The sequence below is a fragment of the Mesorhizobium sp. P2_E7 genome (assembly GCF_056403855.1).
Genome location: NZ_JBFUER010000001.1, coordinates 1,098,971 through 1,123,625 on the forward strand (window position 1 = coordinate 1,098,971; position 24,655 = coordinate 1,123,625).

A 24,655-nucleotide genomic window follows, 5' to 3' on the forward strand; every position below is an offset into this window, starting at 1 on the left:
GGCCACCAGGTTAAGGGTGGAAAGGGTACGTCATGGAAACTGTTTGCTCCGTTCCCGGCGGGATCTGTCTCCTGTCGGTCTTCGTCAGTGTCACGATGGCGTTTATCGCTATGGCGCCGTTCGCAGCTACGCGCCTGCTCGTGTTAAGGATGCGCGAGCGTTCGGTTGGACACCTTCAACCCGCCTGAACGTGTCGGCCGCGTCCTTCTCGTCTGCCGCTTGAACCTTGCTTCAGCTCCCGGTCTCGGCATCGGCCAACGGCTTGCGAATGGTAGCTTTGCCGCTCGCCGCGTCGAAGTCGTGGTGCTTGCATTTGTTTTAGCGTTGAGGTCCCGATCCCGTCGCGCTCACCAGCAGCACTTGCAAAATGACAAGACGAACGTAGTGCCCCGATCGGCTCAGAGCGCAGCTTCCAACCTTGTCGCCACACCCGCCGCTGGCTAAACTCGGGCCTTCCCAGGGGAGGGTTCGATATGACACTTCAGCTTTCGGCGGATGCTGTAGCCCCTAAGGCGGCGAAACCTCAAAAGTACCTCTTCGGCCCGGTCGCCGACTTCTTGATGCTGGGTGGCAGCGCGTTTCTCATCCTGCCGGTGCTGTTTCTGGTGCCGCTCGCGTATGAGGGGCCGGTGGCCGCAACGATGGTCTTCGTGGCCTACCTCGTGAACTATCCCCACTTCGCCCACTCCTACCAGCTTTTCTATCGCAATTTCGGACGCAAGGTGTCCGGCAACGGCTACGACCGCAGCCTGCAGCTCCGCTACATCTTCGCGGGCATTGTCGTGCCGCTGGTCATGACCGGGTTCTTTGCCTATGGCGCGGCGGCGGCGAACACGCGCCTGCTTGGCTATGCAACCAACGCCATGTTCTTTTTTGTCGGCTGGCACTACGTCAAGCAGGGCTACGGCATGCTGATGGTGGATGCGGTGCTGAAGCGCAAATTCTTCGACGACCGCGACAAGAAGGTGCTGCTGGTCAATTCTTATGCCGTGTGGATCCTGGCATGGCTGCAGACCAACACGGCGGTGACCCAGGGCAAATATTACGGCCTCGACTATTATACCTTCGCGGCCCCCTCCTGGATCACCGACATTGCCATGCTGGCCGCTGTTGCATCGACGGCGGCCACGCTCTTGATGCTGGTCAATCGCTGGCAAAAGAACGGCGGCGGTCTGCCCTATAACGGCCTCGTGGCTTACGTGGCATCGCTCTATCTGTGGATCCTGATTGCCAGGATAAACCCGCTCTGGCTGCTGATCGTGCCCGCGCTCCACTCGCTGCAGTACCTCGCCGTGGTCTGGCGCTATCAGACCAATGTCGAGCGTGACAGTTCCGATGCCGAAAGCGATCCGCAGCCGAAGATCCTGTCCTTTCTCGGCCCTCTCTACAGGTTTCGGCTCCTCGGCTTCATCGTCGGCGGCACCGCCCTTGGCTATCTCGGTTTCTGGCTGATCCCATCCGCGCTGACGGCTTTGATCCCCTATGACAAGCAAGTGCTCGGATCATCGCTGTTCTTCTTCATCGTGCTGATCTTCATCAACGTGCACCATTATTTTCTCGACAATGTCATGTGGCGGCGCGGCAATCCGGAGGTATCGAAGTATCTGTTCCGCTAGCCGACACGCAGGCTGTCGAGCGCGGTTTTCATCAACTGTCGAATATGCCATTGCGAGCGTGATCGTCAGTGCAACGGAGAGTCCTGGAATGGCGGAGTTCTTTTCCGAGAGCCGCCTGGAAAATACCGCGCGCTGGCATCTGTACCGGCGTTGGCGACGCCGGCGTGACCCTCGTCGCATAGCGGAACGGATGCTCTACGATGTCGCGTCGCGGGTACCCAGGGGCGGTACTTTCCTCGACCTTGGCGCCAATGTCGGCCAGATCACCGGCGCCGCCCTCAAGCTTGGCTTCAAAGTGGTGGCGTTCGAACCGGATCCGCATGCGCTGGCTGCGCTCACAGCCCGGTTCGGAAGTCACCCTGATGTCGAAATCGTTCCGAAAGCCGTCGGCGCCGGGGCAAGGTCAGCGACATTCCACCGTCATCCCCGTGCCGACAAAGGCAATACTCAGGCGTCCTCGATGTTCGCAACGTCATATCATCTCGGCGGAACGCAAATCAGCGTCGAGGTGGTCGATCTCGTGGATTTCCTGAAAAGCCAACCGACCATGCCATCCATAGTGAAAATGGATATCGAAGGCAGTGAAGCCGAATGCCTGGAAGCCATCCTCAACGCCGGGCTGCAGAACTCCATCGGCGCACTTCTGGTCGAGACGCATGACCGGGTGTCGCCAGACATAGCACATCGGCTGGATCGCATTCGTCAACGCATCGCCGAGGGAAACATCCGCAACATCAATCTGGAATGGATCTGACAAGCGCGCCGTTGATCGGCAACCGACGGGCCAGGTTTTTGACCGTCCGACTACCCCGAAGCTTGTTTCGCACGCGCCATTTGACCGAGAATGCGCGCGACTCAACTGTCAGGCTCGTCTGCGCGCTCGAAGCAGAATCTTCCTGATGAACAGAGGGACCATGCCGTTGTACAGTCGCTTTATCTCGTTCACAAAATTCGAAAGGTTCGAAAGCTGCTCTTCGACACGGTTCAAAACAACCTGATTGCCCTCCGGCGCGCCGACGCGCGAGGCGGACTCGTTCAGGACAGCCTGCTGGCTTCTGGCAATTTCCGGCCCGATCGCACGGATCTCCTGGCCAAGGTTTTCCAGAGTTCTTGAGTTCGCCTGCAACTGCGCGAGGAGCGTTGCCGGTTCGGGCGAATCCGGCCAGCCGTGCAATTCCTTCACGATGTGGAACCATCTTCGGCGCGGGAGCGAGACGCCGATCTCCTCGATCCAGGCTGCGGTCGCCAGGGCGCGTTCATCGGGATCCAGCCCTTTGTCCGATCGCATCGTCTGATCATAGATGCGCAGGTGTTCCTCGACGAAATACGCGTCATCCGCCACCTTGCGAAAATAGGTGGACACCACCGCGGCATCGTTCGCATCGAAACCGGTTATCGCGTCGAGAAGATTTTCGACCGTGGTCGGCCTGGTCAAAAGCCCCACGCCCAGGTTGAAGCGACGCCAGGCCTCCATGTTTGCGCTGCTGAGCAATCCCGCGAAGCCGCGCGCGTCGCAAACGACGACAGCACAGCCGACCGCAGCCGCCTCGATCGCCATTCGGGCGGTTGCGAAGACGATATCGTAATCGAGCAGGTCTTGCTCCAGTTGATACGAAAACCGGCCAGTGGCTGGGCCTAGCTCGTCCAACTGGATGCCGCTCCGGCCACAGGCTTCACGAACCGCTGCCTGATGCTCGAAATTCTTGGTGAGCAGCAGGCCTCGCGCGGGCCTGGCGGGGAGCGGTGGGCGCTGCTTGAAGCGATTGAGATCGACCGCGTTGTAGACAAGGCTCATTTGATCGGCCGGTATGCCACGCGACAGGCATTTGGCCCGGCACGCTTCGTCGACCGCAATCCAATGGCGTATCTGAGGATGCAGCATCGGCGCTTCGACTTCAAAGAACGCGCTGTGGCAGGAAAATACCGCCGGCACGTCGGGAAACCTGGCGAGCGCAGTCAGGCAGGGCGTCAGATGCTGGGCGTGAATGACATCGGGCTTTTCGACGATCTCGGCAATCCGGTCGACGACATGATGCCCGCGCCGGCGCATTCTATCAGCCATGTCGCCCAGAGTGGGAGCCAGCAGCATGGTCTGATGGCCGGCGCCGCGAAGTCCGTCGGCAAGCAGTTCGACGACCGCCTCCGATCCGCTGTTGTGCGACAGGAAGAGATTGGTAATAAGAATTCGCAATGGGCGATTCCTTGCTTGCGCACTATGTCTGCAGTGAGAAATGAAGACGCACGAGTTTCTAGCAGCGTCTTAGTTTGAAGCCGGTGGCCAAACAAGCTTCGTCGGCGTCGCCGCAACCAACGTTTAGGCCGGGATCGTTCCCAGCCCATCCGGCTCGATTGAACAAAAACCGGGATTGGAGCCATTGTTGCCTGAAAAACCAGAAGAAAAACTGGAAAACGTGCTGATTCTCGCCCATCCCGGGCACGAACTCAGAATCCATCATTGGCTCGAGATCGCCAAACCAAGGGTCTATCTTCTGACCGACGGATCGGGCGGCAAGGAAACGTCGCGAACCGGCTATTCACGCGATGTGGTCGATGCGACGGGCGCGACATGCGGCGCGGTGTTTGGAGATATTCCTGATGGCGCCTGGTACGAGGCGCTGCTGGCCGGTGACCACGATTTCCTGGCCGGTGTGTTCTCGAGAATGCGCGCCGATCTGGCGACTGCTGGGAATGTCCAGATCGTATCGGACGCGGTCGACGGCTATAATCCCATACATGACTTGGCCTATGCCTTTGGGCAGGCGCTGTGCCGAGGACTGGGAAAGACGGCAAAAGTCGGCAAGCAGCTTTGCTCCGCTGCGGTTCCAAACGTTGCGGGACGTGTCGAATTGGAAATTCAGCTCCCGCCTGCTGCGCGGACGAGGAAGATGGCGGCTGTTGAAAACTACAGTCCGCTCGCCGATGAAGCGCGCCGAATACTCGAGCGGGATCCGCACTGCTTCGACCGGGAAAGTCTGATTTCCCAGGATTTTGACTGGAATTCCTCCTGGACACCGGAATGGGAGCGCATCGGCAAACAGCGCGTTGCCGATGGCCGCTATCGCAAATGCATTACCTACAGGGATAATGTGCAGTCCGCCGCGCTGCGCCTCATATCTGAAAGTGCTGCGGTATTTGCGGCCGCAGACTAAGTCCAAGGCTTCACGAAACCAGCGAGACATTGCCGCCGGCATGGCGCTCGATACGGCCGGCAAGGTCGAGTTCCAGCAGCACCATGGACACTTGCGCGGCGTTGAGGCCGGTATGGCGGATGATCTCGTCCACCGCCACCGGAGTTGGCCCCAGCACTTCGAGCACGCCGCTGCGTTCGTCCTCGCCGGGCGGCGGCGTTGCCGAAAAGTCGGGTGCCTTTTGCGCCGTCGCGGCCCTTGGCGTTCGCGTCCCGGCCAAGGGCGCGATCGCGCCGGAAACATCGGATGCCTCGGTGACCAGGGTGGCGCCGTCCTTGAGCAGGCCGTTGGAGCCGGCGCAGCGCGGATCGAGCGGTGAACCCGGCACGGCAAAGACCAGCCGGCCCATTTCGCCGGCCAGGCGCGCGCTTATCAGCGAGCCGGAGCGTTGCGCCGCTTCGATCACCACCAGTCCGAGGGCCGCACCCGCGACAAGCCGGTTGCGGCGCGGAAAATCCTGTGCCCGCGGCTGCCAGCCGAACGGCATTTCCGTAATAACGGCGCCGCCGCGCTCGGCGATGTCGTCGCACAGGCCGGCATTCTCAGGCGGGTAGGGGACATCCAGCCCGCCGGCCAGCACCCCAACCGTGCCTGTCGAGAGACTGCCCTGATGTGCCGCCGTGTCGATCCCGCGCGCCAGGCCGGAGACGATGGCGTAGCCGTCGCGGCCAAGATCCGCCGCCAGCATGCGTGCCATCTTGATGCCGGCCAGCGATGCGTTGCGGGCGCCGACAATGGCGACCGCCGGCAGGCGGAACACCGCCGCTTCGCCCCTCATGGCAATCAGCGGCGGCGGGTTGTCCATGTTTTTCAGCATCGGCGGGTAGTCGGCCTCGCCGATGCCGACAAAACGGGCGCCGTTCTGCCCGGCCGCTTGCAGTTCCGCTTCGGCCTCCTCGACAGAGGGAATGCGCACGATCCTTTTGGCGCCCCCCGAAATCATCAGCTCGGGCAACATCTCAAGCGCTGCCTCGGCCGAACCGAAGCGGTTGATCAACTCACGAAACGAGGCCGGGCCGACATTTTGCGTGCGGATCAGCCGCAGCCAGCTCAGCCGCTGCCGGTCGCTGAGGCGCGGCCCGGCGGCAGGCTTGCTCAACCCTTGGCTCCGATCTTGCCTTCAGTGCCGGCAAGAAGGCGCGAAATGTTGGCGCGGTGTTTGAAGATGACGATCAAGCTCATCACCAGGAACAGTCCGGCAGTCTCGGGTGTGCTCCAGAAATAAAGCGCTATCGGCACGATGACCGCCGCCGTCAGTGCTGCCAGCGAGGAGTAGCGAAACAGGAAGGCCATCGCCAGCCACACGACGATGAAGATCAGCGCCACATGCCAGCCAAGTGCGATCAGCACGCCGAGATAGGTCGCCACGCCCTTGCCGCCCTTGAAACCAAGCCAGACCGGAAACAGATGGCCAAGGAAGGCGCCAAGGCCTGCCCAGAGTCCGAGGCCGGCCCACAGTCCGTAGTCGTGTCCAAAATGGCGCGCGATCATCACCGCCGCCGTACCCTTCAGCGCGTCGAGCAGCAGCGTCGCGGCGGCCAGGCCCTTGTTGCCGGTGCGCAGCACATTGGTGGCGCCGATATTGCCGGAGCCGATCTTGCGCACATCGCCGAGGCCAGCGGCGCGGGTGATCAGCAGGCCGAAGGGAATCGAGCCGAGGAGATAGCCGAACAGCAATGCCAGGATGACGTTGTAACTCATTGTTTCCCCCCGCATTTCCCCTGACGCAGATCTGCGTTCGGTGTGCCGCGATCAGCCTATGCCGAAAACACTGTGCGGCCCGCCACCAGCGTTTGCAAGACCATGCCTTGCAGGCGTGCACCTTCGAAACAGGTGTTTTTCGAACGTGATCGGATGCCGCTTTCGCTGACGATCCAGGGCTCTTCCAGGTCTACGACCGCGAGATCGGCAGGCGCGCCCGGCTTCAACGAGCCGCCGGGCAGCCCGAACAGTTTGGCCGGCGCGGTGGACAGCGTCTCGATCAGCCTGGGCAGCGGCACGTCGCCATTGTGGTAAAGGCGCAGCGCTGCGCCGAGCAGCGTCTCCAGCCCGATCGCTCCGGCGGCGGCGTCAGCGAAGGGCAGGCGCTTGGTGTCGACATCCTGCGGGTCGTGCGAGGAGACGATGATGTCGATCGTGCCGTCCTTGACCGCCTCGATCATCGCCAGCCGGTCCTCCTCGGCGCGCAGCGGCGGCGTCAGCCGGAAGAAGGTGCGGTATTCCCCGACATCGTTCTCGTTGAGCGACAGGTTGTGGATCGCCACACCCGCCGTGACATTGGCCTGGTCGGCTTTCGCTCGCGTCACCGCTTGTGCCGCCATTTCTGTCGAGATCTTGGCCGCGTGATAGGCGCCGCGCGTCAGGCGCGCCAGCGCCAGGTCGCGCTCCAGCGGGATGGATTCGGCCTCGCGCGGAATGCCGGCTAGGCCGAGCCAGCTGGCATAAAGGCCTTCATTCATGACGCCGGCCGAGGCGAGGTCGCCATCCTGCGTCTCATGCGCAATGACGCCGCCGAAATCGCGGGCATAAGTCAGTGCCCGACGCATCACCAGCGCGCTGGATATTGTGTGGCGGCCATCGGTAAAGGCAACCGCGCCGGCTTCGCGCAGCAGGCCGAACTCGGTCATCTCGCGACCGGCAAGGCCCTTGGTGATCGCGGCGGCCGGAAAGATGTTGACGATTGCGGTGTCCCGCGCGGTGCGCAGCACGAATTCGACCAGCGCGACATTGTCGATCACCGGGTCGGTGTCGGGCATCATGATGACGGAAGTGACGCCGCCGGCCGCCGCCGCGACACTTGCCGAAGCAATGGTCTCGCGGTGTTCGCCGCCGGGCTCGCCGATGAAGACGCGCGCGTCGATCAGGCCGGGAATGATCGCCTTGCCGGCGCAGTCGACAATGGTGGCGCCCGCCGGCGCGCCCTGATTCAGGGCGGCCTTGCCGGCGGCAACGATCTTCTTGCCCTCGACGATAACCGTGCCGATCTCGTCGATGCCTCGCGATGGGTCGACGATGCGGGCGCGTTCAAAGACCGTCGTGCTCATGCGCCGCGACCCTCGTTGCGGCGCGGGTCGAGCAGCGCTTCCATCACCGCCATGCGCACGGCGACACCCATTTCGACCTGTTCCTGGATGACGCTCTGCGGGCCATCGGCGATTTCGGAAGCAATCTCGACGCCGCGGTTCATCGGTCCGGGATGCATGACCAGCGCGCCATCCTTGGCTGCCTTCAGCTTCTCGGCGTCGAGACCGAAATAGCGGAAATATTCGCGGATAGAAGGCACGAAGGCGCCTTCCATGCGCTCACGCTGCAGGCGCAGCATCATCACCACGTCGGCGCCCTTGAGGCCCTCAGCCATCGAACGTGTGACAATGACGCCCATTTTCTCGATGCCGGACGGCAAGAGTGTGGACGGCGCCACGACCCGCACCTGCGCGCCGAGCGCGTTCAACAGCATGATGTTGGAGCGCGCGACGCGCGAATGCAGGATGTCGCCGCAGATCGCCACGATCAGCTTCGACAGCGGCCCTTTGGCGCGGCGGATGGTCAGCGCGTCGAGCAGCGCCTGCGTCGGGTGCTCATGCGCACCGTCGCCGGCATTGACCACCGAGCAGCCGACCTTTTGCGCCAAAAGGGCGGCAGCACCCGCCGACTGGTGGCGGATAATGAGGATATCGGGGCGCATGGCGTTGAGCGTCATGGCCGTATCGATCAGCGTTTCGCCCTTCTTCACCGAAGAGCTTGCGACCGACATGTTCATGACGTCGGCGCCGAGCCGCTTTCCGGCCAACTCGAACGACGATTGCGTGCGCGTCGATGCCTCGTAGAAGAGGTTGATCTGGGTGCGACCGCGCAACGTCGAGGTCTTTTTCTCGGACTGTCGCGAAATCGCGACGGCGCGATCGGCCCGGTCGAGCAAAAGCTCGATATCGGCGGGGGAAAGATCGCGGATGCCCAGAAGATGGCGATGAGGATAAAGCGGCAGGGACGAAGCGTCGGTCATCTCAAGGCGCTGCTATAGGGGGGAGAATTCCTTGCCGCAAGCGCCAGCTTGGGATTGCGGCCTTTCTCCCCGGTATTTTCGTCGCGCGCGCCGGCAACCTTGGGCTATATCTAGCCAATGGCCTCGGATTCGAAGCCTTCGTAATATAGGGACAGTGCGTGACCGACGACGTGACCAACCAGCCGCCGCCGCTGACGGGCGGCAACGCCTGGCGGGGCGATCCGTTGCTGATCCAGCTCGCCGAGCGCTTTTCCGATCCGGTGCGCAAGGATCTCGACGGGCTTGGTCGATTCGTCCTGACGCAGGAAGCGCAGGAGCTGGCGCGTCTGGCCAATGTCGAGACGCCGAAGCTCAGGACGCACGACCGCCAAGGCCGGCGCATTGATCAGGTTGAATTCCATCCGGCCTATCATGCGCTGATGCGCCGCTCGGTCGCCGGCGGCCTGCATTCCTCGATCTGGGAAAACGGCGACAGCGAGATCGGCCGCCGCCATCAGGTCCGCGCCGCGCGTTTCTATCTGACAGCCGAGCTCGAAACCGGGCACCTGTGCCCCATCACCATGACCAGCGCTTCGCTCGCCGCCCTGATGGCCAGCCCAAAGCTGTTTCGTGAATGGGCGCCGCGGGTTACGACGCGCAAATACGACCAGAGCCAGAAGCCGCCGGTCGAGAAGACCGGGCTGACGCTCGGCATGGGCATGACCGAGAAGCAGGGCGGCACCGATGTGCGCGCCAACACCACAAGGGCCGAGCGCGCCGGCAGCGGTTTTTACCGCCTGACCGGCCACAAATGGTTCATGTCGGCGCCGATGTCGGACGCATTCCTCGTGCTCGGACAGGCGCCGGAAGGGCTTTCCTGCTTTCTCGTGCCGCGCATCCTTGGTGATGGATCCGGCAACGGTTTCCGCTTCCAGCGGCTGAAGGACAAGCTCGGCAACCGCTCCAACGCGTCCTCGGAAGTCGAGTTCGTCAATGCCATCGGCGAGATGGTCGGCGAGCCCGGCGCCGGCGTGAAGACGATCATGGATATGGTCACCCTGACCCGGCTCGACTGTGCCGTCGCCTCGTCGGCGATCATGCGCGCCGGCCTTGCCGAGGCCGTCCATCACACCCGTCACCGCCAGGTGTTCGGCTCGACGCTGATCGAACAGCCGCTGATGCAGCGTGTGCTGGCCGACATGGCGCTTGACGTCGCCGCCGCCACAGCACTCTCGTTCCGGCTTGCACGCTCCTTCGACGAAGCCGCCAGCGACCGCGGCGAGGCGGCCTTCGCCCGCGCCATGACCCCGGTGGTCAAATACTGGGTCTGCAAGATCGCGCCGCCGCTGCTCTATGAGGCGATGGAGTGCCTTGGCGGCAATGGCTATGTCGAGGAAGCGCCGCTCGCCCGCTACTATCGCGAAGCCCCGGTGAATGCGATCTGGGAAGGCTCGGGCAACGTCATGGCGCTCGACGTGCTGCGCGTGCTTGGCCGCGCGCCGGGCCTGTTCGAGGAGGTGCTGGCCGGCATCGATCGCGATCTCGGCGCCGGCGGACGCGGCACCATCGGGGTGCTCAAGGCTGCCATGCAGGTCGCCGGTACCGATGAGGGGTCGGCGCGCCTACTCACCGAGCAACTGGCACTGTCGGCGGCAGCCGCCGAATTGCGCCGGCTGGGGGCAGGGCGGATTGCCGATGCCTTCGTCGAGACGCGGCTCGCCGGCCAGTGGCGCAACACCTATGGCATGCTCGATTCGCGCCACGATGCGCGCATGATCGTCGACACGCTTTATCCGCCGGTGAACTAAGGCCAACTGGACAGCTTTTCGCCCAAGAGTTTACTGCCGCCTGTGGATGGACGTTAACCTTAACAAATGGTTTCCGTTGCAGCGGCGGGCCGCAAAGCCCACTGTCTTTGTCACCAAAGCAGGAATGCCATGCGGCCCATTTTGACCTCTTTTCTGGCCTTGCACTGGGCAGCGGTTTTCGCCCTGCTGGCGTTCATCTGCGTCGATGGAAACCGCGGCGTTGCGGGCGCTCTCGGCGCGCTTGGAGTGGCCGTGGAAAACACCCGTCTGGCCGATCTTGACAACGCTGCCGTCGTGGCGCCGCTCGCCGTCGCCTTGCTGGTCGTCGCGGTGCTGTTTTGCTGGGTCTTCGTCGAGAGTTTGGTTAATGCCGCAGCGAACCCGGAGGGAGCCGACAGCGTGGCGCGGACCGCCTTTATTTCCGCATCCGCAGTGATGTCGCTGATCCTGATCGGCGGAGCGGCGCAAGGCATCAACGGCCTGTTTTTGGTTGTCGCCGTGCAGTTGGCGGCACTTCTGGCCTCCTACGTCGCCATGCATGCCGAGCAGAGGTCGGTTTTCGCCGTCGCGGCTTCGCGGGAGGCCGAGAGCCGCGCCACCGCGCATGCCATGGCCAAGGGCGCCGCGCATGGGTCCTTGCTGTCACGCATTTCCGGCCGGCCCGACATTGGTCACAGCGGTCACAGAGACGGCTCCAGCCGCAGGGACGGTCACTGATGCGTACGCTGTTCGCATTGTGGGCCGCCCCACTCGCTCTCTTCTGGGGCTGGTTCTTCCTGTCGCTCAACGACATCAATTTCGGCTACGTCATGCTCAGCCGGCAGCTGCATGACGTCGTGTTCCAGCTCTACGGCCAGATGCTTGGCATCGATCCGGCGATCATTCCGGGCATGGTGGCAAGAGCCTGCGTCTTTGACGGCTTCCTGCTGATGGCGCTGTGGGCGTTCCGTCGCCGACGCATCATCGCCGCCTGGATCAGGCGGAAGGTGGGGAATCCGGTCCCCTCCGATCGGATGAGCCAAGCGACTGGAGTCGATCTAAAGCTCCCTGCAGAATAAAGGCCGCCGCCGCCGAATCGATCTTGCCGGCACGCTTGGCGCGCGAAAAATCCATTTCGATCAACGTCCGCTCGGCCGCGACCGTCGACAGCCGCTCGTCCCACAGCACGAAGGGCAGGTCCGTTATGCCTGCCATGTTGCGCACGAAGGCGCGCGATTTCTGGGCGCGGGGACCTTCCGACCCGTCCATGTTGATGGGCAGGCCGAGCACGAATGCGCCGATATTGTCCTTCTGCAACTGGGCAAGCAGCGCTGCCGCATCCAGCGAAAATTTCTTGCGCAAGATCACCGGGCGCGGATGGGCGAAGGACAGGCCGCGGTCGGAAACGGCGACGCCGATCGTCTTGTCGCCGAGGTCGAGCCCGGCCAGCGTCCTGCCGCCCTCCAGGCGTGCCGGCAGATCCTCGATCGCTATGATGCCCAACGGCTTTCTCCAGACCAATTCTGACCCGCAACGGGCGTGACACGTTCTTTTGACCCAAGTGCACACTATGTCACTTTAATTTTGCAGCCGGCGTTCTATCTTCCGCCGCAACCAAAATCGAGGAACATGATCGATGAAATTGACTTGGTACGGACACTCCGCCTTTCGCATCGAGACATCGGGAGCGACCATCCTGATCGACCCCTATCTCATCGGCAATCCGTCCTGGACGGGCGGCTGGGAAGGGCCGGCGGAAGGCGTCACCCATGTGCTTTTGACCCATGGCCACAATGACCATGTCAGCGGCGCGGTGGAGGTGCTGAAGAAGAGCGGCGCCCAGCTGGTCGCCAACTACGAGATCTGCATGTATCTGGTCGGCCAGGGCGTCAACGGCAACAAGATCAACCCCGGCAATCTCGGTGGCACCGTCGATTGCGGCGCCTTCACCACCACCTTCGTCCAGGCGCTGCATTCCTCGTCCTTTGGCCTCGATGGCGGCCAGAACGTCTATCTCGGCAATCCCGGCGGGCTGGTCCTGCATTTTTCGGATGACAAGACGCTCTATCACATGGGCGACACCGACATCTTCTCCGACATGGCGCTGATCAACGAATTGCATGAGCCGAAGATCGGCATCGTGCCGGTCGGCGACCGCTTCACAATGGGCGGCGCGGTGGCGGCCCTTGCCTGCCGGCGCTTCTTCCACTTCGACACGGTCGTGCCCTGCCACTTCGGCACCTTCCCGATCATCGACCCGACAGCGGAAAAGTTCGTCGCCGGGCTGGAAGGGTCCGATGTCAAGGTGGCCTTGCCAGCAATCGGCCAAACGATCACACTATAGAGCGATCGCTGGGACGATCCCTTGCGCAAAAGGGAATGAAACCATGGGCTTGAGAAGGACTCTTTGCGTTTCGATGCTGGTTGCGGCGTCACCCGCATCGGCCGCCGAGGACTTCATCAAGGGCGTTTATCTCCAAACCCAGGAGCTTTGTGCGCAAGCCAAAAAGGACACGCTGCAGACGCTGGTCGACGCCGGCAATGTCATCTTGTCGGCGGACGGCCTGCAAAGCGTCGAGTACAATTGCGAGTTCGTGCAGATCACCAAGGCGACGCGCTCGCCGAGCTGGGCAGTCACCGCCATCTGCCAGGAGCCGGGCTTTCTCTTTCCCGACGTGCTTTCGATCACGCAGATGAACGCGACGCAAATCGACATCGTCTCGGTGCGCCCGACCGCGGACGAAGGCGAGCAGGCCGGCAACGGCGGCAGCTATTACCTCTGTGACGGCGTGTCCCTGCCTTAGAGCAATTCCAGGAAAAGTGGGAAGCGGTTTTCCCGGGAAAAGCGCGTAGCGCTTTCCCTTGGGAATTGCGTAGAACAAAGGACTGAAAATTGCCCGGCGAGATGATGCACCGCACACATCCACATGCTAGCGTGACCCCATGGGGATGCTGAAAAGGGTGGGATCGCTATTGCGCGGAGAGCGGCCGGTGTTCCGGAAGCTCGAACTGCATGTCGCGCATGGCTGCAACCTGGCCTGCGAAAGCTGCTCGCACTATTCCAACCATGCCCATTCCGGCGCTGTATCGCTCGAGGATGCCGACCGCTGGATGGGTCTGTGGAGCCAGCGTGTCTCGGTCACCCGGTTCTCCCTGCTTGGCGGCGAACCCACCATCCATCCGCAATTGCCGCAATTTGTCGATCTGGTGCGGCGGCATTGGCCGCATACCCAGATCGAGATCGTCTCAAACGGCTTCTTCCTGCACCGCCACCCGTCCTTGCCCACCATCCTTGCGGCGGACCCGGATGCCCGCCTTGTCATCTCCGTGCATCATGATTCCGAAGAGTACCGCGACCGGTTGAAACCGGTCTTCGACTTGCTGGAACAATGGCGGCAGGAACACGGCTTCGTCGCCAAGGTACGCCCGGCGCACAAGAACTGGACGCGGCGTTATGAGGGCTTTGGCGACGCGATGCTGCCCTACGAGGACGGCGATCCGCGGGCCAGCTGGGAGGCCTGTCCGGCCCGCCACTGCAAGCAGCTGCTCGATGGGCGCGTCTGGAAATGCGCACCCTTGGCCTATCTGCCGATGCAGAAGGCAAAATACCGCCTTGCCGACAAATGGGATCGCTATCTCGCCTACCAACCGCTCGACCCGGATTGCTCGCGCGCCGAACTCGACGCTTTCGCCGCCCTCGAGGACGAAGCAGCCTGCGGCATGTGCCCGGCCAAGGAGCGCCTGTTCGAATTGCCGCTTCCGCTGCGCCTGCCGAAGGCCCGGGTCGGCACCGCCGCGCAGCCTTGAGCACGATCGATGTTGCGCGGCACGCGCCGCGCCGCTATAGCGCCATCTGGTTTTCCCAAAGGCTAAAGACATGTCGGTTGATCTGCAGACAGTGAAGCGCGTTGCGCGTCTCGCCCGCATTGCGGTGAGTGAGGAGGACGCCGAGCGCATGACCGGCGAGCTGAACGCCATTCTGGGCTTTGTCGAGCAATTGAACGAGGTCGATGTCTCCGGCGTCGAGCCGATGACCTCGGTGACGCCGATGGAGATGAAGAAGCGCCAGGACATCGTCACTGATGGCAGCAAGGCCGCCGACATCGTCGCCAACGCGCCGGCCACTGAAGAGAATTTCTTCCTCGTGCCGAAGGTCGTGGAGTAGGCGGCCGATGGCAATCGAGATCGCCATCGAGACACCGCTGCAGGACGATGTCCGCGCCTTGGTCGAGGAGCTCAACGCGACGCTGCTCGAACTGACGCCGCCGGAGCACTGTTATCACCTGACGGTCGAGCAGATGGCAGGGGACGACACCACGGTCTTCATCGCCCGCGACGACGGGCAGGCCATCGGCTGCGGCGCGCTGAAGCGCCATGATGCGACCGTCGGCGAGGTCAAGCGCATGTATACGCGGCCCTCGCATCGCGGAAAAAAGATCGGCGCGAAAATCGTCGAGCGGGTCGAAACGCTGGCGCGCAGCGAAGGGCTGAAGCGGTTGGTGCTGGAAACCGGCGATCGTCATCCCGCCGCCTGGACCGTCTACGAACGCGCCGGCTTCTCGCGCTGCGGCCCGGTGCTGGATTATCCCGATTCCGAGTGGTCGGTGTTTTACGAAAAGAGCCTTTGATGAGCGAACTGACCCATCTGACGATTTCGCAGGCCCGCGCCAAGCTGCGCGGCAAAGAGATTTCCGCCGCCGAGATCACCGAGGCCTATCTCTCGGCCATAGAGCGCGCCAATCCGGTGCTCAACGCCTATATCGTCGTCACCGGCGACAAGGCGCGCGACATGGCCAAGGCCTCCGACGCGAAGCTCGCCAAGGGCGAGGGCGGTGCGCTGGAAGGCATCCCGCTCGGCATCAAGGATCTGTTCGGCACCGAAGGTGTCCACACCCAGGCCTGCAGCCATGTGCTCGACGGCTTCAAGCCGCGCTACGAATCGACCGTCACCGCCAATCTGTGGGCCGACGGCGCCGTCATGCTGGGCAAGCTCAACATGGACGAGTTCGCCATGGGCTCGTCCAACGAGACCTCCCATTACGGCCCGGTCGTCAATCCGTGGCGGCGTTCGCGCCTCGACACGGTGGTGATGCCGACCACGCATCAGGGCGATGGCGGTTTTGTCTCGGCTGGCGGCACCAAGACCGCGCGTACGCTGGACAATGCGCAGCTGGTGCCCGGTGGTTCGTCGGGCGGCTCGGCCTCCGCCGTCTCGGCTTTCCTGTGCGCCGGCGCCACCGCCACCGACACCGGCGGCTCGATCCGCCAGCCTGCAGCCTTCACCGGTACGGTCGGCATCAAGCCGACCTATGGCCGCTGCTCGCGCTGGGGCATCGTCGCCTTTGCTTCCTCGCTCGACCAGGCCGGTCCGATCGCCCGCGACGTGCGCGACGCCGCCATCATGCTGAAGTCGATGGCCTCGGTCGATGCCAAGGACACCACCTCGGTCGACCGCCCCGTGCCGGACTACGAGGCGGCGATCGGCAAGCCGATCAAAGGCATGAAGGTCGGCATTCCCAGGGAATACCGCGTCGACGGCATGCCGGAAGAAATCGAGGCGCTGTGGCAGAAGGGCATTGCCTGGCTGAAGGATGCCGGCGCCGAGATCGTCGACATTTCGCTGCCGCACACCAAATATGCTTTGCCGGCTTACTATATCGTCGCGCCCGCCGAAGCGTCGTCGAATCTCGCCCGCTATGACGGCGTCCGCTACGGCCTGCGCGTGCCGGGCAAGGACATTGTCGACATGTACGAAAAGACCCGCGCCGCCGGTTTCGGCCGCGAGGTCAAGCGCCGCATCATGATCGGCACCTATGTGCTGTCGGCCGGTTACTATGATGCCTACTATCTGCAGGCGCAGAAGGTGCGCAATCTGATCAAGCGCGACTTCGAGACCGTCTTTGCCGCGGGCGTCGACGTCATCCTGACGCCGGCGACGCCGTCCGCCGCCTTCGGCATCGCCGACGAAGACATGGCCGCCGACCCGGTAAAAATGTACCTCAACGACATTTTCACGGTGACCGTGAACATGGCCGGCCTGCCGGGCATCGCGGTTCCAGCCGGCATCGACGCCAAGGGCCTGCCGCTCGGCCTGCAGCTGATCGGCCGTCCCTTCGACGAGGAAACCCTGTTCCAGACCGCTGCCGTTATCGAGCAGGCGGCAGGAACCTTCCAGCCGGAGAAGTGGTGGTAGCATGCCGCCCCCGTCTCGCATTTCCATCGTCGAGACGGGAAACGAACTGCTGATCACAAACCCGCCACGCACCTCGGATTTCAGGACAGGCTTTGTCCTGATTGGGGCCGCGATCGTTGCCTATACCGGCTACATGGGACTGAGAGACACGTCGCCCGCGACGGTCAGCAGCGGCACTCTCGGCCTGCTGTCGTTCGTGGCGATCATCGCCCTGTTCACCTATTTCCTCGGCAAGGATTTCATCTGGCTGGTGTTCGGCAAGGAAACCCTGCGGCTGACCGCAGCCGCCGCAGCACGCGACATCAGGGGGTCTCTAGGAAGTCGTTCTTTATTGCCTTTGAAAGGGCACCTTAACGTCGAAATCCTCGATCATAGCTATCCGACGGACGAAGTCGGGCTGTTGGAAGTCATCCGTTTGACCAACGCGAACGGCACCCTTGTTTTCGGCAGGGAGTTGAGCCGTGAGGAGGCGGAGGTTGTGGCGAATGCGATCCAGGATTTCATCGGCCGTCAAAAATTCATGCTGGCGATAGGCAGATAATGTTCTTCTATCTTTCCAAGATCTTCTGGTTTTTCGTCCAGCCGCTCAACCTAGCGATCTTCCTGCTGCTGGCTGGTTTGCTTGCGGCGCTGATCGGCCGGCGGCGGCTGGCGGCGACAGGCAGTGTGCTCGCCTTCCTGATTCTCGCACTGTCGGCCTGGACGTCGCTCGGCGCCATGATGCTCAATCCGCTCGAAGAGCGCTTTCCCAAGCCACCGCTGCCGCAGAAGGTGGATGGCATCGTCGTGCTCGGTGGCGGTTTTGAGGGCGCCATCAATCTGGTGCGTGGCGGCTACGAGTTGAATTCCAGCGGCGACCGCATGGTTGAGACGGCGATCCTGGCCCGGCGCTTTCCCGAGGCGAAGGTGGTTGTGTCAGGCGGCACCGGCGAATTGTTGCTGGAGGGCGAGGGCGATGCGACCACCGCACCGCGCCTGCTTGGCGCGCTTGGCGTGAGTGCGGATCGGCTGGTGCTCGAGAACAAATCCCGCAACACCTATGAGAATGCCGTCTTCAGCAAGGCACTGGTGACGCCGAAGCCGGGCGAAACCTGGCTGCTGGTGACCTCCGCCTTCCACATGCCGCGCTCCAAGGCGCTGTTCGACAAGGCCGGCTTTCCGACGATCCCGTGGCCTGTCGACTATCGCACCTCGGGAAAGGAAGGCTTTGGCCTGTTCCGCGACAATGCACCCGATTCGCTACAGACCACGACCACGGCGATCCGCGAATGGATCGGGCTTGCCGCCTATTGGCTGTCGGGCCGGATCGACCAGCTTTTCCCAGGCCCCGGCGGCTGACCGATCACCGCTTGGCGCGCCGCCGAGAAGAACTGGCGCCGCACCAGCACCGCCAGAAGCAGCAGCGTCGACATAACGAACACAATCGGATCGACGAACCAGCCGAGATAGCCGATCGAGAAGAACACGGCGCGCAGGCCCGAGTTGAAATGCTTGCCCGCCAGCATGTTCATCCGCGCCGCGCGCCACACCGCCGTCTCGCTGACCGGATTGCGCGAGGCCTCGCCATGCGGGATCGGCACCGCGCCGATCAGGATCGTGCAATAATTGAAGAGACGGTAGGCCCAGCCGAACTTGAAGAAGGCGAAGGCCAGGATCAGCACCAGGCCGAAGACCTTCATCTGGAAGGCCGAGCGCGACGAGGTCGCGTTCAACGGCAGATCGTTCAGCACGTCAAGCACCCGGTCGGAGGCGCCGAGCAGCGCGAAGCAGCCACCGAGCGCAATCAGCGACGAGGAAGCGAAAAAGGCGGTGCCTTGCTGCAGGCCGCTCATGATGGCGGTATCGACAATCCGGATCTCGCGCTCGGCCATGGTGCGCATCCAGGCCTCGCGCTGCACATTCATCGCCATCGTCAGCGACACCCGGCTGACCAGCTTGCCGTCGGACGCCAGCGTGTGCAGCACCCATGCAAGGAGGAAGAAGGCCAGCGCAGCCAGATCAGCCGTCGACAGATGAAAGGAATCGCCCATGCAGCCCTTTTACCACAGGCCGGGCGACTGTTTCGACGGCTGGCTCAGGCCGGCAAAGGCGCGGCAGCTTCCATGCGCAACGCCTCGACGACGCTGTCAGTCCTGGTGATCCATCCGAAGGCGTGTTCGAAATTCCACAGCGTCGACTGGCGATTGAAATCGGGGCCCGAATGGTTCATCGCGTCCTCGACCAGGATCGGCCAGAATTCCAGCATGTAGGCGTCGCGCGCGGTGGCATCGACGCAGATGTTGGTGGCGACGCCGGTGAACAGCAGATTCCGGATCTTGCGGGCGCGCAGATACGGTTCCAGGCTAGTGTTGCCAAAACCGCTGTAGCGCGATTTGCGAATGATCTGGTCGCCTGGCTCGGGTTTCAGCGCGTCGACGATCTGCCAGTCCCAGCTGTTGTCGATCAACAGTCTGCCGGCGAGCTCCGGACGCTCGCGCATCATGACCATCCCCAGTTCCTTGTGATGGTTCGGGGACGAGGGATCTCCCGCATCGCTGAGATCGGGCTTGTACGACATCTGCAGGTAAATGACGCTGACGCCGGCCTCGCGTGCCGCCTTGAGCAGGCGCTGGTTGGCGTCGATTGCCGGTGCGGCGCCGGATATGTCGAAGCCGGCGAGGTCGAACATGCCGCCTTTCGAGGCAAAGGCGTTCTGCATGTCCACCACGACGACGGCGGTCTCGGCAGGCGCGATGCGCACCGGCTGCGGCCTGGCATTCAAGGTAAGCACGGCGTCCTCCCTTGCAAATGAGAAGCGAGGCCAAACGCGGCAGGCCTGCGATAGGCAGAATAGTCGCGCCGTCATGGTCGAGCAATCAATGTCGCTGCCTGAGCAAACAAAGTCGGCGGGTGCGGCGCCGTATTTCTCAAAACAGCACAAACATCATGGAAAGTCCTATATGTAGGTCTTGATCCCATTCCCGGAGACGGCGCAGCGTGTTCCTTTCGGTTTTCGACCTGTTCAAGATCGGCATCGGGCCGTCGAGCTCGCACACGATGGGGCCGATGACGGCGGCGCGGCGGTTTCTCGACGAGATCGCCGGCGATGACTGGCCTCGCCCGGCCGGCGTCAAGGTCGATCGGATTGGCGCCAGCCTTCACGGTTCGCTCGCCTATACCGGCATCGGCCATGGCTCGGACCGCGCCGTTGTTCTCGGCCTCGCCGGCCTGACGCCGCAGACGGTCGATCCCGATCAGGCCGAGGGCATTGCCACACGCATCGCCGCCGAGAAGCGGATTTCGCCTCCCGGTCATCCCTCGTATCGCTTCGATCCGGCGACGGATCTGGTGCTCGACAGGAAAACGCCGCTCACCGGCCACGCCAACGGCATGGCGTTCTACGCCTACGATGCCGGCGACCGGCTGCTGCTCAAGCGCATCTATTATTCGATCGGCGGCGGCTTCGTCGTCTCCGAGGAAGAGCTGCAGCGCATGAAGGTGAAGGGTTCGGTGACCACCGAAGGCAAGAAAGTGCCTTACCCCTTCAAGAACGCCGTCGAGATGCTGAAGATGGCCGGCAAAAGCGGGCTGTCGATTGCCGATATGAAGCGCGTCAACGAAGAGGCGCATATGTCGCGCGAGGAGCTCGACAGCGGCCTCGACGCCATCTGGGGCGCCATGAAGGGCTGCATCGACCGCGGCCTGTCGCAGGACGGCATCATGCCCGGCGGCTTGAAAGTGCGCCGCCGCGCCCGCATGCTGCACGATAAGCTGCAGGAACAGTGGCAGCAGAACAAGCCGAACCCCTTGCTCGCCAATGACTGGCTGTCGATCTACGCCATGGCGGTGAACGAGGAAAACGCCGCCGGCGGCCGCGTTGTCACCGCACCGACCAATGGCGCGGCCGGCACGTTGCCGGCGGTGCTGCGCTACTGGCTGCATTTCCATCCCGAGGCCGACCAGCCGAGCATCCGCGACTTCCTGCTGACGGCCGCCGCCGTCGGCGGAATCATCAAGACCAACGCCTCGATCTCCGGCGCCGAGGTCGGCTGCCAGGGCGAGGTCGGTTCGGCCTCGGCGATGGCCGCGGCTGGCCTCTGCGCCGTCATGGGCGGCACGCCCGAGCAGGTCGAGAACGCCGCCGAGATCGCGCTCGAGCATCATCTCGGCATGACCTGCGATCCGGTCGGCGGCCTGGTCCAGGTGCCCTGCATCGAGCGCAACGCACTCGGCGCCGTCAAGGCGGTGACAGCCGCCTCGCTCGCCATCAAGGGCGACGGCGTCCACTTCGTGCCGCTCGACGCGGCGATCGAAACCATGCGCCAGACCGGCCTCGATATGAACGAGAAGTACAAGGAAACCAGCCTTGGCGGGTTGGCTGTCAATGTCGTGGAATGTTGAACGCTCAACGCCGCTGGCACTGTGGAGAAGTCGGGCAGGGCCGTTGACGCAACCGCATGCCGGACTAAACCTTAAGCGATGGCACTCAATCTCCTAAAACTGTGCGTCGGTTGCGACAGCGTCGAGGATCTCGAAGAGTGGATCGCCTTTCGGGTCGACGAGCGACGCCGTGCCGGCGAGCCGGCCGAGCACTGGCACACCACCCGCATGGTGCCGACGCGCGGCGGCGAGGTCACCGATGGCGGTTCGCTCTATTGGGTGATCAAGGGCAGCGTCCAGTGCCGCCAGCTGATCACCGATATCCGTCCCTTCACCGATGACGAAGGCATCGGCCGTTGCCGCCTGATGCTCGATCTCGAAGTCGTTCGTACCGACTGGCAGCCGCGCCGCGCCTTCCAGGGCTGGCGCTACCTGAAACCGTCGGATGCGCCGGCCGATATCGGCAAGGGCAAGGCCGGACTGGTCGAGATGCCGCCAAAGCTGAAGCGTGAGCTCGCCGATCTGGGCTTGTTGTAAGGCCAGGGGCACGGCCGCTTCTCCCCCAGCGCTGATCGCTGGCCCTTCATCTTGTCCAAGGCTGGACTTGCAAGCGGGCCGGCAACGCCACATCTTGAATTTCATGAGCGACAAAAAGCAGCCCGTGCCCGCGAGGGCCAATCCTGCGCCGGTCAAGCCTCAATCCAATGCCGGCGAGATCGACGCCTTTATCCGCCAGGCGCGGTCGCTTGCTGCGTCCGCGACCGGCTCCGGGCGGCTGATCCTGGCGCTCGACGCGACGATGAGCCGCCAGCCGACCTGGGATCTCGCCACCAAGCTGCAAGGCGAAATGTTCGATGCCGTCGGCAAGGCCGGAACCCTCAGCGTCCAACTGGCTTATTTTCGCGGGCTGGGCGAATGCCGGTCATCGGCCTTCGTTGCCAACACCAATGCCCTGAAGCAATTGATGACCCGGATCGACTGCCGCGCCGGCCACACCCAGATCGGCAAGGTGCTGGCGCATGCGCTGAAGGAAACGGCGACGGCCAAGGTCAATGCGCTGGTCTATATCGGCGACGCCATGGAAGAGGACATCGACGACCTGGCGCAGAAGGCCGGCAGCCTCGGCCTGCACGGCGTTCCCGTCTTCGTCTTCCAGGAAGGTCATGATTCCGGCGCAGAAAAAGCGTTCAAGGAGATCGCGCGGCTGTCCAAAGGGGCTTGGTTCCGGTTCGACCGGCGGGCTGCCGCGACCCTGGCCGGACTGCTTTCAGCCGTCGCCGTCTATGCGACCGGTGGATTGAAGGCGCTCGAGGCAAGGGACCGGCCGGGAGACCGGCTGTTGATCGAGCATCTCAAGGGCGGCGGGAATTGATGGGCGCAATCATTGCAATTGTTGCACTGTTTCTGGTGCTGCTAGGCGCGGCGACGATTTTCGTGCGCGCCGACCCGCAAAAACTGGCAAGCGGCATGCGCACGCTCGGCCCGGTGCTTCTGGCGCTGTTTGGCCTCGCGGTGCTGGTGGTCGGCCGCGAAGGCATTGCCGGTCTCATCCTGGCCGCGGCCCTTGCCTGGTATGGTTCGGTGCGGATGAAGCGGCCCACGGTCGGGCTGGCGCCTGGCAAGCGCTCGACGGTGCGCACCGCCGCACTGGAGATGGAGCTGGATCACGATACGGGCGGGCTTGAAGGCCTGGTTCTGGCCGGCCGCCATGAAGGCAAGATGCTGGGCGCGATGGGCATGGCGGAGCTGCAGCAGCTTTACCGCGAGCTCCCCGGCGATCCGGAGAGCCGCCAACTCCTAGAGACGTATCTTGACGGCCGTTTTCCCGTCTGGCGCAAAGACGCTGAGGCGAACGGTGGCGAAGGGCTGGGTGTTGCGCCAGGTGCGGGCGCCATGACTAAGGAGGAGGCCTACAAGGTCCTTGGTCTTGAAGCGGGGGCCGCCGCGGCGGATGTCCGCAAGGCGCACCGCCGCCTGATGCAGCGCCTGCACCCCGACATCGGCGGCACGTCTTTCCTGGCGGCGCGGATCAACGAAGCCAAGGACGTCTTGCTCTCCAATCACAACTAGTCTCCTTCGACGCAGTAAATTTCCGGGAGATGGTCCTCGACGCCGTCCTACTGTTGGACGGCGTAGCAGGTAATTTTCTTCTTCTTCAAAGCGTTGCAGGCATTCCAGGCGGCATCCTTGGAACCGAAACCGCCGAACCGGGCGCGGTAGTAGGTCTCGCCATCCTTGTCGAAAGCGACCGTAAAACCGGAGGCGGATGCAAGGATCTTCGGCGCCTGCTTGGCGGTCTTATCGAGGAAAGCCTGGGCTTCGGACTGCTTGGGCGACGACGCCACCTGCACCGCCCAACCCGACGGCACCGAGGCCGTGTTGACCGGATCGACCGCCGGAGGGGATGCTGGCGTAGGCTCGGCGTAGGCCGCAACCATTTGTGCCGTTTCGACCTTGGGCGCCGTCACGATGACGGTCTTGACCTTCCTGGTCTTGACGACGGGTGCGGGCTCTTCAGCTGCGGCTACTGTCTGTTCGTCAGGCTGCTCGTCAGCAGATGTCGGATCGTCGTTGGACGCCACGGCATCGTCTTCAACCATCGGCTTGTCGTCCGGCGTCGGTGCGTCGTGCTTGGGCAGGAAAACCTTGGCCAGCGCCTTGATCGGATTGTCGCCGCCAGCCTTGGCGACCAGGGCACCGCCGCCGCGGGTCGATGCGCGCGGCATGTAGGCGTTGATCAGCCCGGCCATCTGGTTGTCGCGGCTGCGGCCCGACGTGCCACCCATGACGACGGCGACGAGGCGGCGGTTGCCGTCGGAAACCGACGAAACCAGGTTGAAGCCAGAGGCGCGGGTGTAACCGGTCTTGATGCCGTCGACGCCCTTGATGCGGCCGAGCAGCCGGTTGTGGCCGTTGATGCGCTGGCGCCCATAGAGAAAGGAGCGTTGCGAGAAATAGCCGTAATATTGCGGATAATGCTCCCTGAGCGCGATGCCGAGCATCGCCATATCGTGGGCGGTGGTGAACTGGCCGGGATCGGGCAGGCCGTTGGCATTGCGAAACACGGTGCCGTCCATGCCGAGCTGCCGCGCCTTGGCCGTCATCATGCGGGCGAAATTGCTCTCGCTGCCGCCGAGCAGTTCGCCGAGCGCGGTCGCCGAATCATTGGCCGACTTGGTCACCATCGACAAGATGGCGGTCTCGACTGAAACCGCTCCGCCGGCCTTGACGCCGAGCTTGGTCGGGGGCTCGGCCGCTGCTTTTGCCGAAAACGGCACCGGCGTGTTCTTGCTGATCCTGCCCTTCGCCAGAGCCTCGAAGGTCAGATAGAGCGTCATCATCTTGGTCAGCGACGCGGGGTAGCGCCGGCCATTGGCATCGGACGAATAAAGCACCTTGCCGGTCTTGGCATCGACGACGATCGCCGACGATCTGGCGGCCATCGACGATGCGACATCCGCAACGACGAATGTCATCGCCAAAGCGAGGATCATGATCGTTTTGAGGGAAGATGCGGATTTTGAACCGAA

The 24,655-nt window shown here is 63.2% G+C and carries 27 protein-coding genes; 18 read left to right on the forward strand and 9 right to left on the reverse strand.

Annotated elements, in window-relative coordinates:
• Window positions 1–473 precede the first annotated feature (473 nt).
• Both AC1DYC_RS05550 and AC1DYC_RS05555 read left to right on the forward strand, forming a co-directional pair.
• Window positions 474–1,616 (forward strand): hypothetical protein, encoded by a 1,143-nt coding sequence (locus tag AC1DYC_RS05550; RefSeq protein WP_477404600.1) that lies wholly within the window; start codon window positions 474–476, stop codon window positions 1,614–1,616.
• A gap of 88 nt (window positions 1,617–1,704) precedes the next feature.
• Complete coding sequence (locus AC1DYC_RS05555; protein WP_477404601.1) at window positions 1,705–2,370, forward strand: FkbM family methyltransferase; 666 nt, start codon at window positions 1,705–1,707, stop codon at window positions 2,368–2,370.
• Between the two features lie 108 nt (window positions 2,371–2,478).
• On the opposite strand, the gene AC1DYC_RS05560 is transcribed toward AC1DYC_RS05555, so the two are convergent.
• The gene (locus AC1DYC_RS05560) at window positions 2,479–3,807 is read right to left on the reverse strand and encodes a glycosyltransferase family 4 protein (protein WP_477404603.1); all 1,329 of its coding nucleotides are present in this window, start codon (window positions 3,805–3,807) and stop codon (window positions 2,479–2,481) included.
• Window positions 3,808–3,994: 187 nt separating this feature from the next.
• Here AC1DYC_RS05560 and AC1DYC_RS05565 point away from each other — a divergent pair, with 187 nt between their 5' ends.
• The gene (locus tag AC1DYC_RS05565; RefSeq protein WP_477404605.1) at window positions 3,995–4,765 is read left to right on the forward strand and encodes a hypothetical protein; all 771 of its coding nucleotides are present in this window, start codon (window positions 3,995–3,997) and stop codon (window positions 4,763–4,765) included.
• 10 nt (window positions 4,766–4,775) lie between these two features.
• Here AC1DYC_RS05565 and dprA read toward each other — a convergent pair whose 3' ends face one another.
• Genes dprA through AC1DYC_RS05585 form a run of 4 tightly spaced genes read right to left on the reverse strand, consistent with a single transcriptional unit; the run spans window position 4,776 to window position 8,807 of the window.
• Complete coding sequence (dprA, locus tag AC1DYC_RS05570) at window positions 4,776–5,903, reverse strand: DNA-processing protein DprA (RefSeq protein ID WP_477404607.1); 1,128 nt, start codon at window positions 5,901–5,903, stop codon at window positions 4,776–4,778.
• A complete protein-coding gene (gene plsY, locus AC1DYC_RS05575; RefSeq protein ID WP_477404609.1) occupies window positions 5,900–6,505 on the reverse strand; it encodes a glycerol-3-phosphate 1-O-acyltransferase PlsY in 606 nt (201 codons plus the stop codon). The genes dprA and plsY overlap by 4 nt, the downstream gene beginning before the upstream one ends.
• Before the next feature lie 56 nt (window positions 6,506–6,561).
• Window positions 6,562–7,848, reverse strand: coding sequence for a dihydroorotase (locus AC1DYC_RS05580; protein ID WP_477404611.1), 1,287 nt, complete (start codon window positions 7,846–7,848; stop codon window positions 6,562–6,564).
• The gene (locus AC1DYC_RS05585; RefSeq protein ID WP_477304211.1) at window positions 7,845–8,807 is read right to left on the reverse strand and encodes an aspartate carbamoyltransferase catalytic subunit; all 963 of its coding nucleotides are present in this window, start codon (window positions 8,805–8,807) and stop codon (window positions 7,845–7,847) included. Before AC1DYC_RS05585 ends, AC1DYC_RS05580 begins: the two co-directional genes overlap by 4 nt.
• Before the next feature lie 158 nt (window positions 8,808–8,965).
• Here AC1DYC_RS05585 and AC1DYC_RS05590 point away from each other — a divergent pair, with 158 nt between their 5' ends.
• The 3 genes from AC1DYC_RS05590 (at window position 8,966) to AC1DYC_RS05600 (ending at window position 11,652) form a co-directional block, all read left to right on the forward strand.
• Entirely contained in the window at window positions 8,966–10,594 is a 1,629-nt protein-coding gene (locus tag AC1DYC_RS05590) for a DNA alkylation response protein (protein WP_477404613.1), read from the forward strand.
• A 129-nt stretch (window positions 10,595–10,723) separates the two neighbouring features.
• Window positions 10,724–11,311, forward strand: coding sequence for a hypothetical protein (locus AC1DYC_RS05595; RefSeq protein WP_477404615.1), 588 nt, complete (start codon window positions 10,724–10,726; stop codon window positions 11,309–11,311).
• A complete protein-coding gene (locus AC1DYC_RS05600) occupies window positions 11,311–11,652 on the forward strand; it encodes a DUF6105 family protein (protein ID WP_477304217.1) in 342 nt (113 codons plus the stop codon). The genes AC1DYC_RS05595 and AC1DYC_RS05600 overlap by 1 nt, the downstream gene beginning before the upstream one ends.
• Here AC1DYC_RS05600 and ruvX read toward each other — a convergent pair.
• On the reverse strand, window positions 11,570–12,076 hold the full coding sequence (ruvX, locus tag AC1DYC_RS05605; protein WP_477404617.1) for a Holliday junction resolvase RuvX: 507 nt from the start codon (window positions 12,074–12,076) through the stop codon (window positions 11,570–11,572). The two genes, AC1DYC_RS05600 and ruvX, sit on opposite strands and share 83 nt — an antisense overlap.
• A 133-nt stretch (window positions 12,077–12,209) precedes the next feature.
• Here ruvX and AC1DYC_RS05610 point away from each other — a divergent pair, with 133 nt between their 5' ends.
• The 8 genes from AC1DYC_RS05610 (at window position 12,210) to AC1DYC_RS05645 (ending at window position 18,104) form a co-directional block, all read left to right on the forward strand.
• A complete protein-coding gene (locus AC1DYC_RS05610) occupies window positions 12,210–12,917 on the forward strand; it encodes a metal-dependent hydrolase (RefSeq protein ID WP_477404619.1) in 708 nt (235 codons plus the stop codon).
• 43 nt (window positions 12,918–12,960) lie between these two features.
• On the forward strand, window positions 12,961–13,377 hold the full coding sequence (locus AC1DYC_RS05615; protein ID WP_477404621.1) for a hypothetical protein: 417 nt from the start codon (window positions 12,961–12,963) through the stop codon (window positions 13,375–13,377).
• A 187-nt stretch (window positions 13,378–13,564) separates the two neighbouring features.
• Window positions 13,565–14,380 (forward strand): radical SAM protein, encoded by an 816-nt coding sequence (locus tag AC1DYC_RS05620; protein ID WP_477404623.1) that lies wholly within the window; start codon window positions 13,565–13,567, stop codon window positions 14,378–14,380.
• Between the two features lie 70 nt (window positions 14,381–14,450).
• The gene (gatC, locus tag AC1DYC_RS05625) at window positions 14,451–14,738 is read left to right on the forward strand and encodes an Asp-tRNA(Asn)/Glu-tRNA(Gln) amidotransferase subunit GatC (RefSeq protein ID WP_477315061.1); all 288 of its coding nucleotides are present in this window, start codon (window positions 14,451–14,453) and stop codon (window positions 14,736–14,738) included.
• 7 nt (window positions 14,739–14,745) lie between these two features.
• On the forward strand, window positions 14,746–15,201 hold the full coding sequence (locus AC1DYC_RS05630) for a GNAT family N-acetyltransferase (protein ID WP_477404624.1): 456 nt from the start codon (window positions 14,746–14,748) through the stop codon (window positions 15,199–15,201).
• Window positions 15,201–16,766 (forward strand): amidase, encoded by a 1,566-nt coding sequence (locus tag AC1DYC_RS05635; protein ID WP_477404626.1) that lies wholly within the window; start codon window positions 15,201–15,203, stop codon window positions 16,764–16,766. The genes AC1DYC_RS05630 and AC1DYC_RS05635 overlap by 1 nt, the downstream gene beginning before the upstream one ends.
• A gap of 1 nt (window position 16,767) precedes the next feature.
• Window positions 16,768–17,307 carry a hypothetical protein gene (locus AC1DYC_RS05640; RefSeq protein WP_477404628.1) on the forward strand — a complete coding sequence of 180 codons (540 nt, stop codon included), beginning with the start codon at window positions 16,768–16,770 and terminating at the stop codon, window positions 17,305–17,307.
• On the forward strand, window positions 17,307–18,104 hold the full coding sequence (locus AC1DYC_RS05645) for a YdcF family protein (protein WP_477404630.1): 798 nt from the start codon (window positions 17,307–17,309) through the stop codon (window positions 18,102–18,104). Before AC1DYC_RS05640 ends, AC1DYC_RS05645 begins: the two co-directional genes overlap by 1 nt.
• Here the strand turns inward: AC1DYC_RS05645 and AC1DYC_RS05650 are convergent.
• Together AC1DYC_RS05650 and AC1DYC_RS05655 are read right to left on the reverse strand one after the other, a co-directional pair.
• Window positions 18,053–18,796, reverse strand: a complete 744-nt coding sequence (locus AC1DYC_RS05650; RefSeq protein WP_477404632.1) for a DUF599 domain-containing protein — start codon at window positions 18,794–18,796, stop codon at window positions 18,053–18,055. The two genes, AC1DYC_RS05645 and AC1DYC_RS05650, sit on opposite strands and share 52 nt — an antisense overlap.
• A 44-nt stretch (window positions 18,797–18,840) precedes the next feature.
• A complete protein-coding gene (locus tag AC1DYC_RS05655; protein ID WP_477404634.1) occupies window positions 18,841–19,536 on the reverse strand; it encodes a cysteine hydrolase family protein in 696 nt (231 codons plus the stop codon).
• A 206-nt stretch (window positions 19,537–19,742) separates the two neighbouring features.
• Between AC1DYC_RS05655 and AC1DYC_RS05660 the strand changes: the two genes are divergently transcribed.
• From AC1DYC_RS05660 to AC1DYC_RS05675, 4 genes are all read left to right on the forward strand, one after another.
• Window positions 19,743–21,146, forward strand: a complete 1,404-nt coding sequence (locus AC1DYC_RS05660; RefSeq protein ID WP_477404636.1) for an L-serine ammonia-lyase — start codon at window positions 19,743–19,745, stop codon at window positions 21,144–21,146.
• A 78-nt stretch (window positions 21,147–21,224) separates the two neighbouring features.
• Window positions 21,225–21,662 (forward strand): DUF1489 family protein, encoded by a 438-nt coding sequence (locus AC1DYC_RS05665; RefSeq protein WP_477404637.1) that lies wholly within the window; start codon window positions 21,225–21,227, stop codon window positions 21,660–21,662.
• A gap of 103 nt (window positions 21,663–21,765) precedes the next feature.
• A complete protein-coding gene (locus tag AC1DYC_RS05670) occupies window positions 21,766–22,497 on the forward strand; it encodes a VWA domain-containing protein (protein ID WP_477404639.1) in 732 nt (243 codons plus the stop codon).
• Entirely contained in the window at window positions 22,497–23,195 is a 699-nt protein-coding gene (locus AC1DYC_RS05675; RefSeq protein ID WP_477408181.1) for a DnaJ domain-containing protein, read from the forward strand. The genes AC1DYC_RS05670 and AC1DYC_RS05675 overlap by 1 nt, the downstream gene beginning before the upstream one ends.
• A gap of 47 nt (window positions 23,196–23,242) precedes the next feature.
• Here AC1DYC_RS05675 and AC1DYC_RS05680 read toward each other — a convergent pair whose 3' ends face one another.
• The gene (locus AC1DYC_RS05680) at window positions 23,243–24,619 is read right to left on the reverse strand and encodes an SPOR domain-containing protein (protein WP_477404641.1); all 1,377 of its coding nucleotides are present in this window, start codon (window positions 24,617–24,619) and stop codon (window positions 23,243–23,245) included.
• Between the last annotated feature and the right edge of the window lie 36 nt (window positions 24,620–24,655).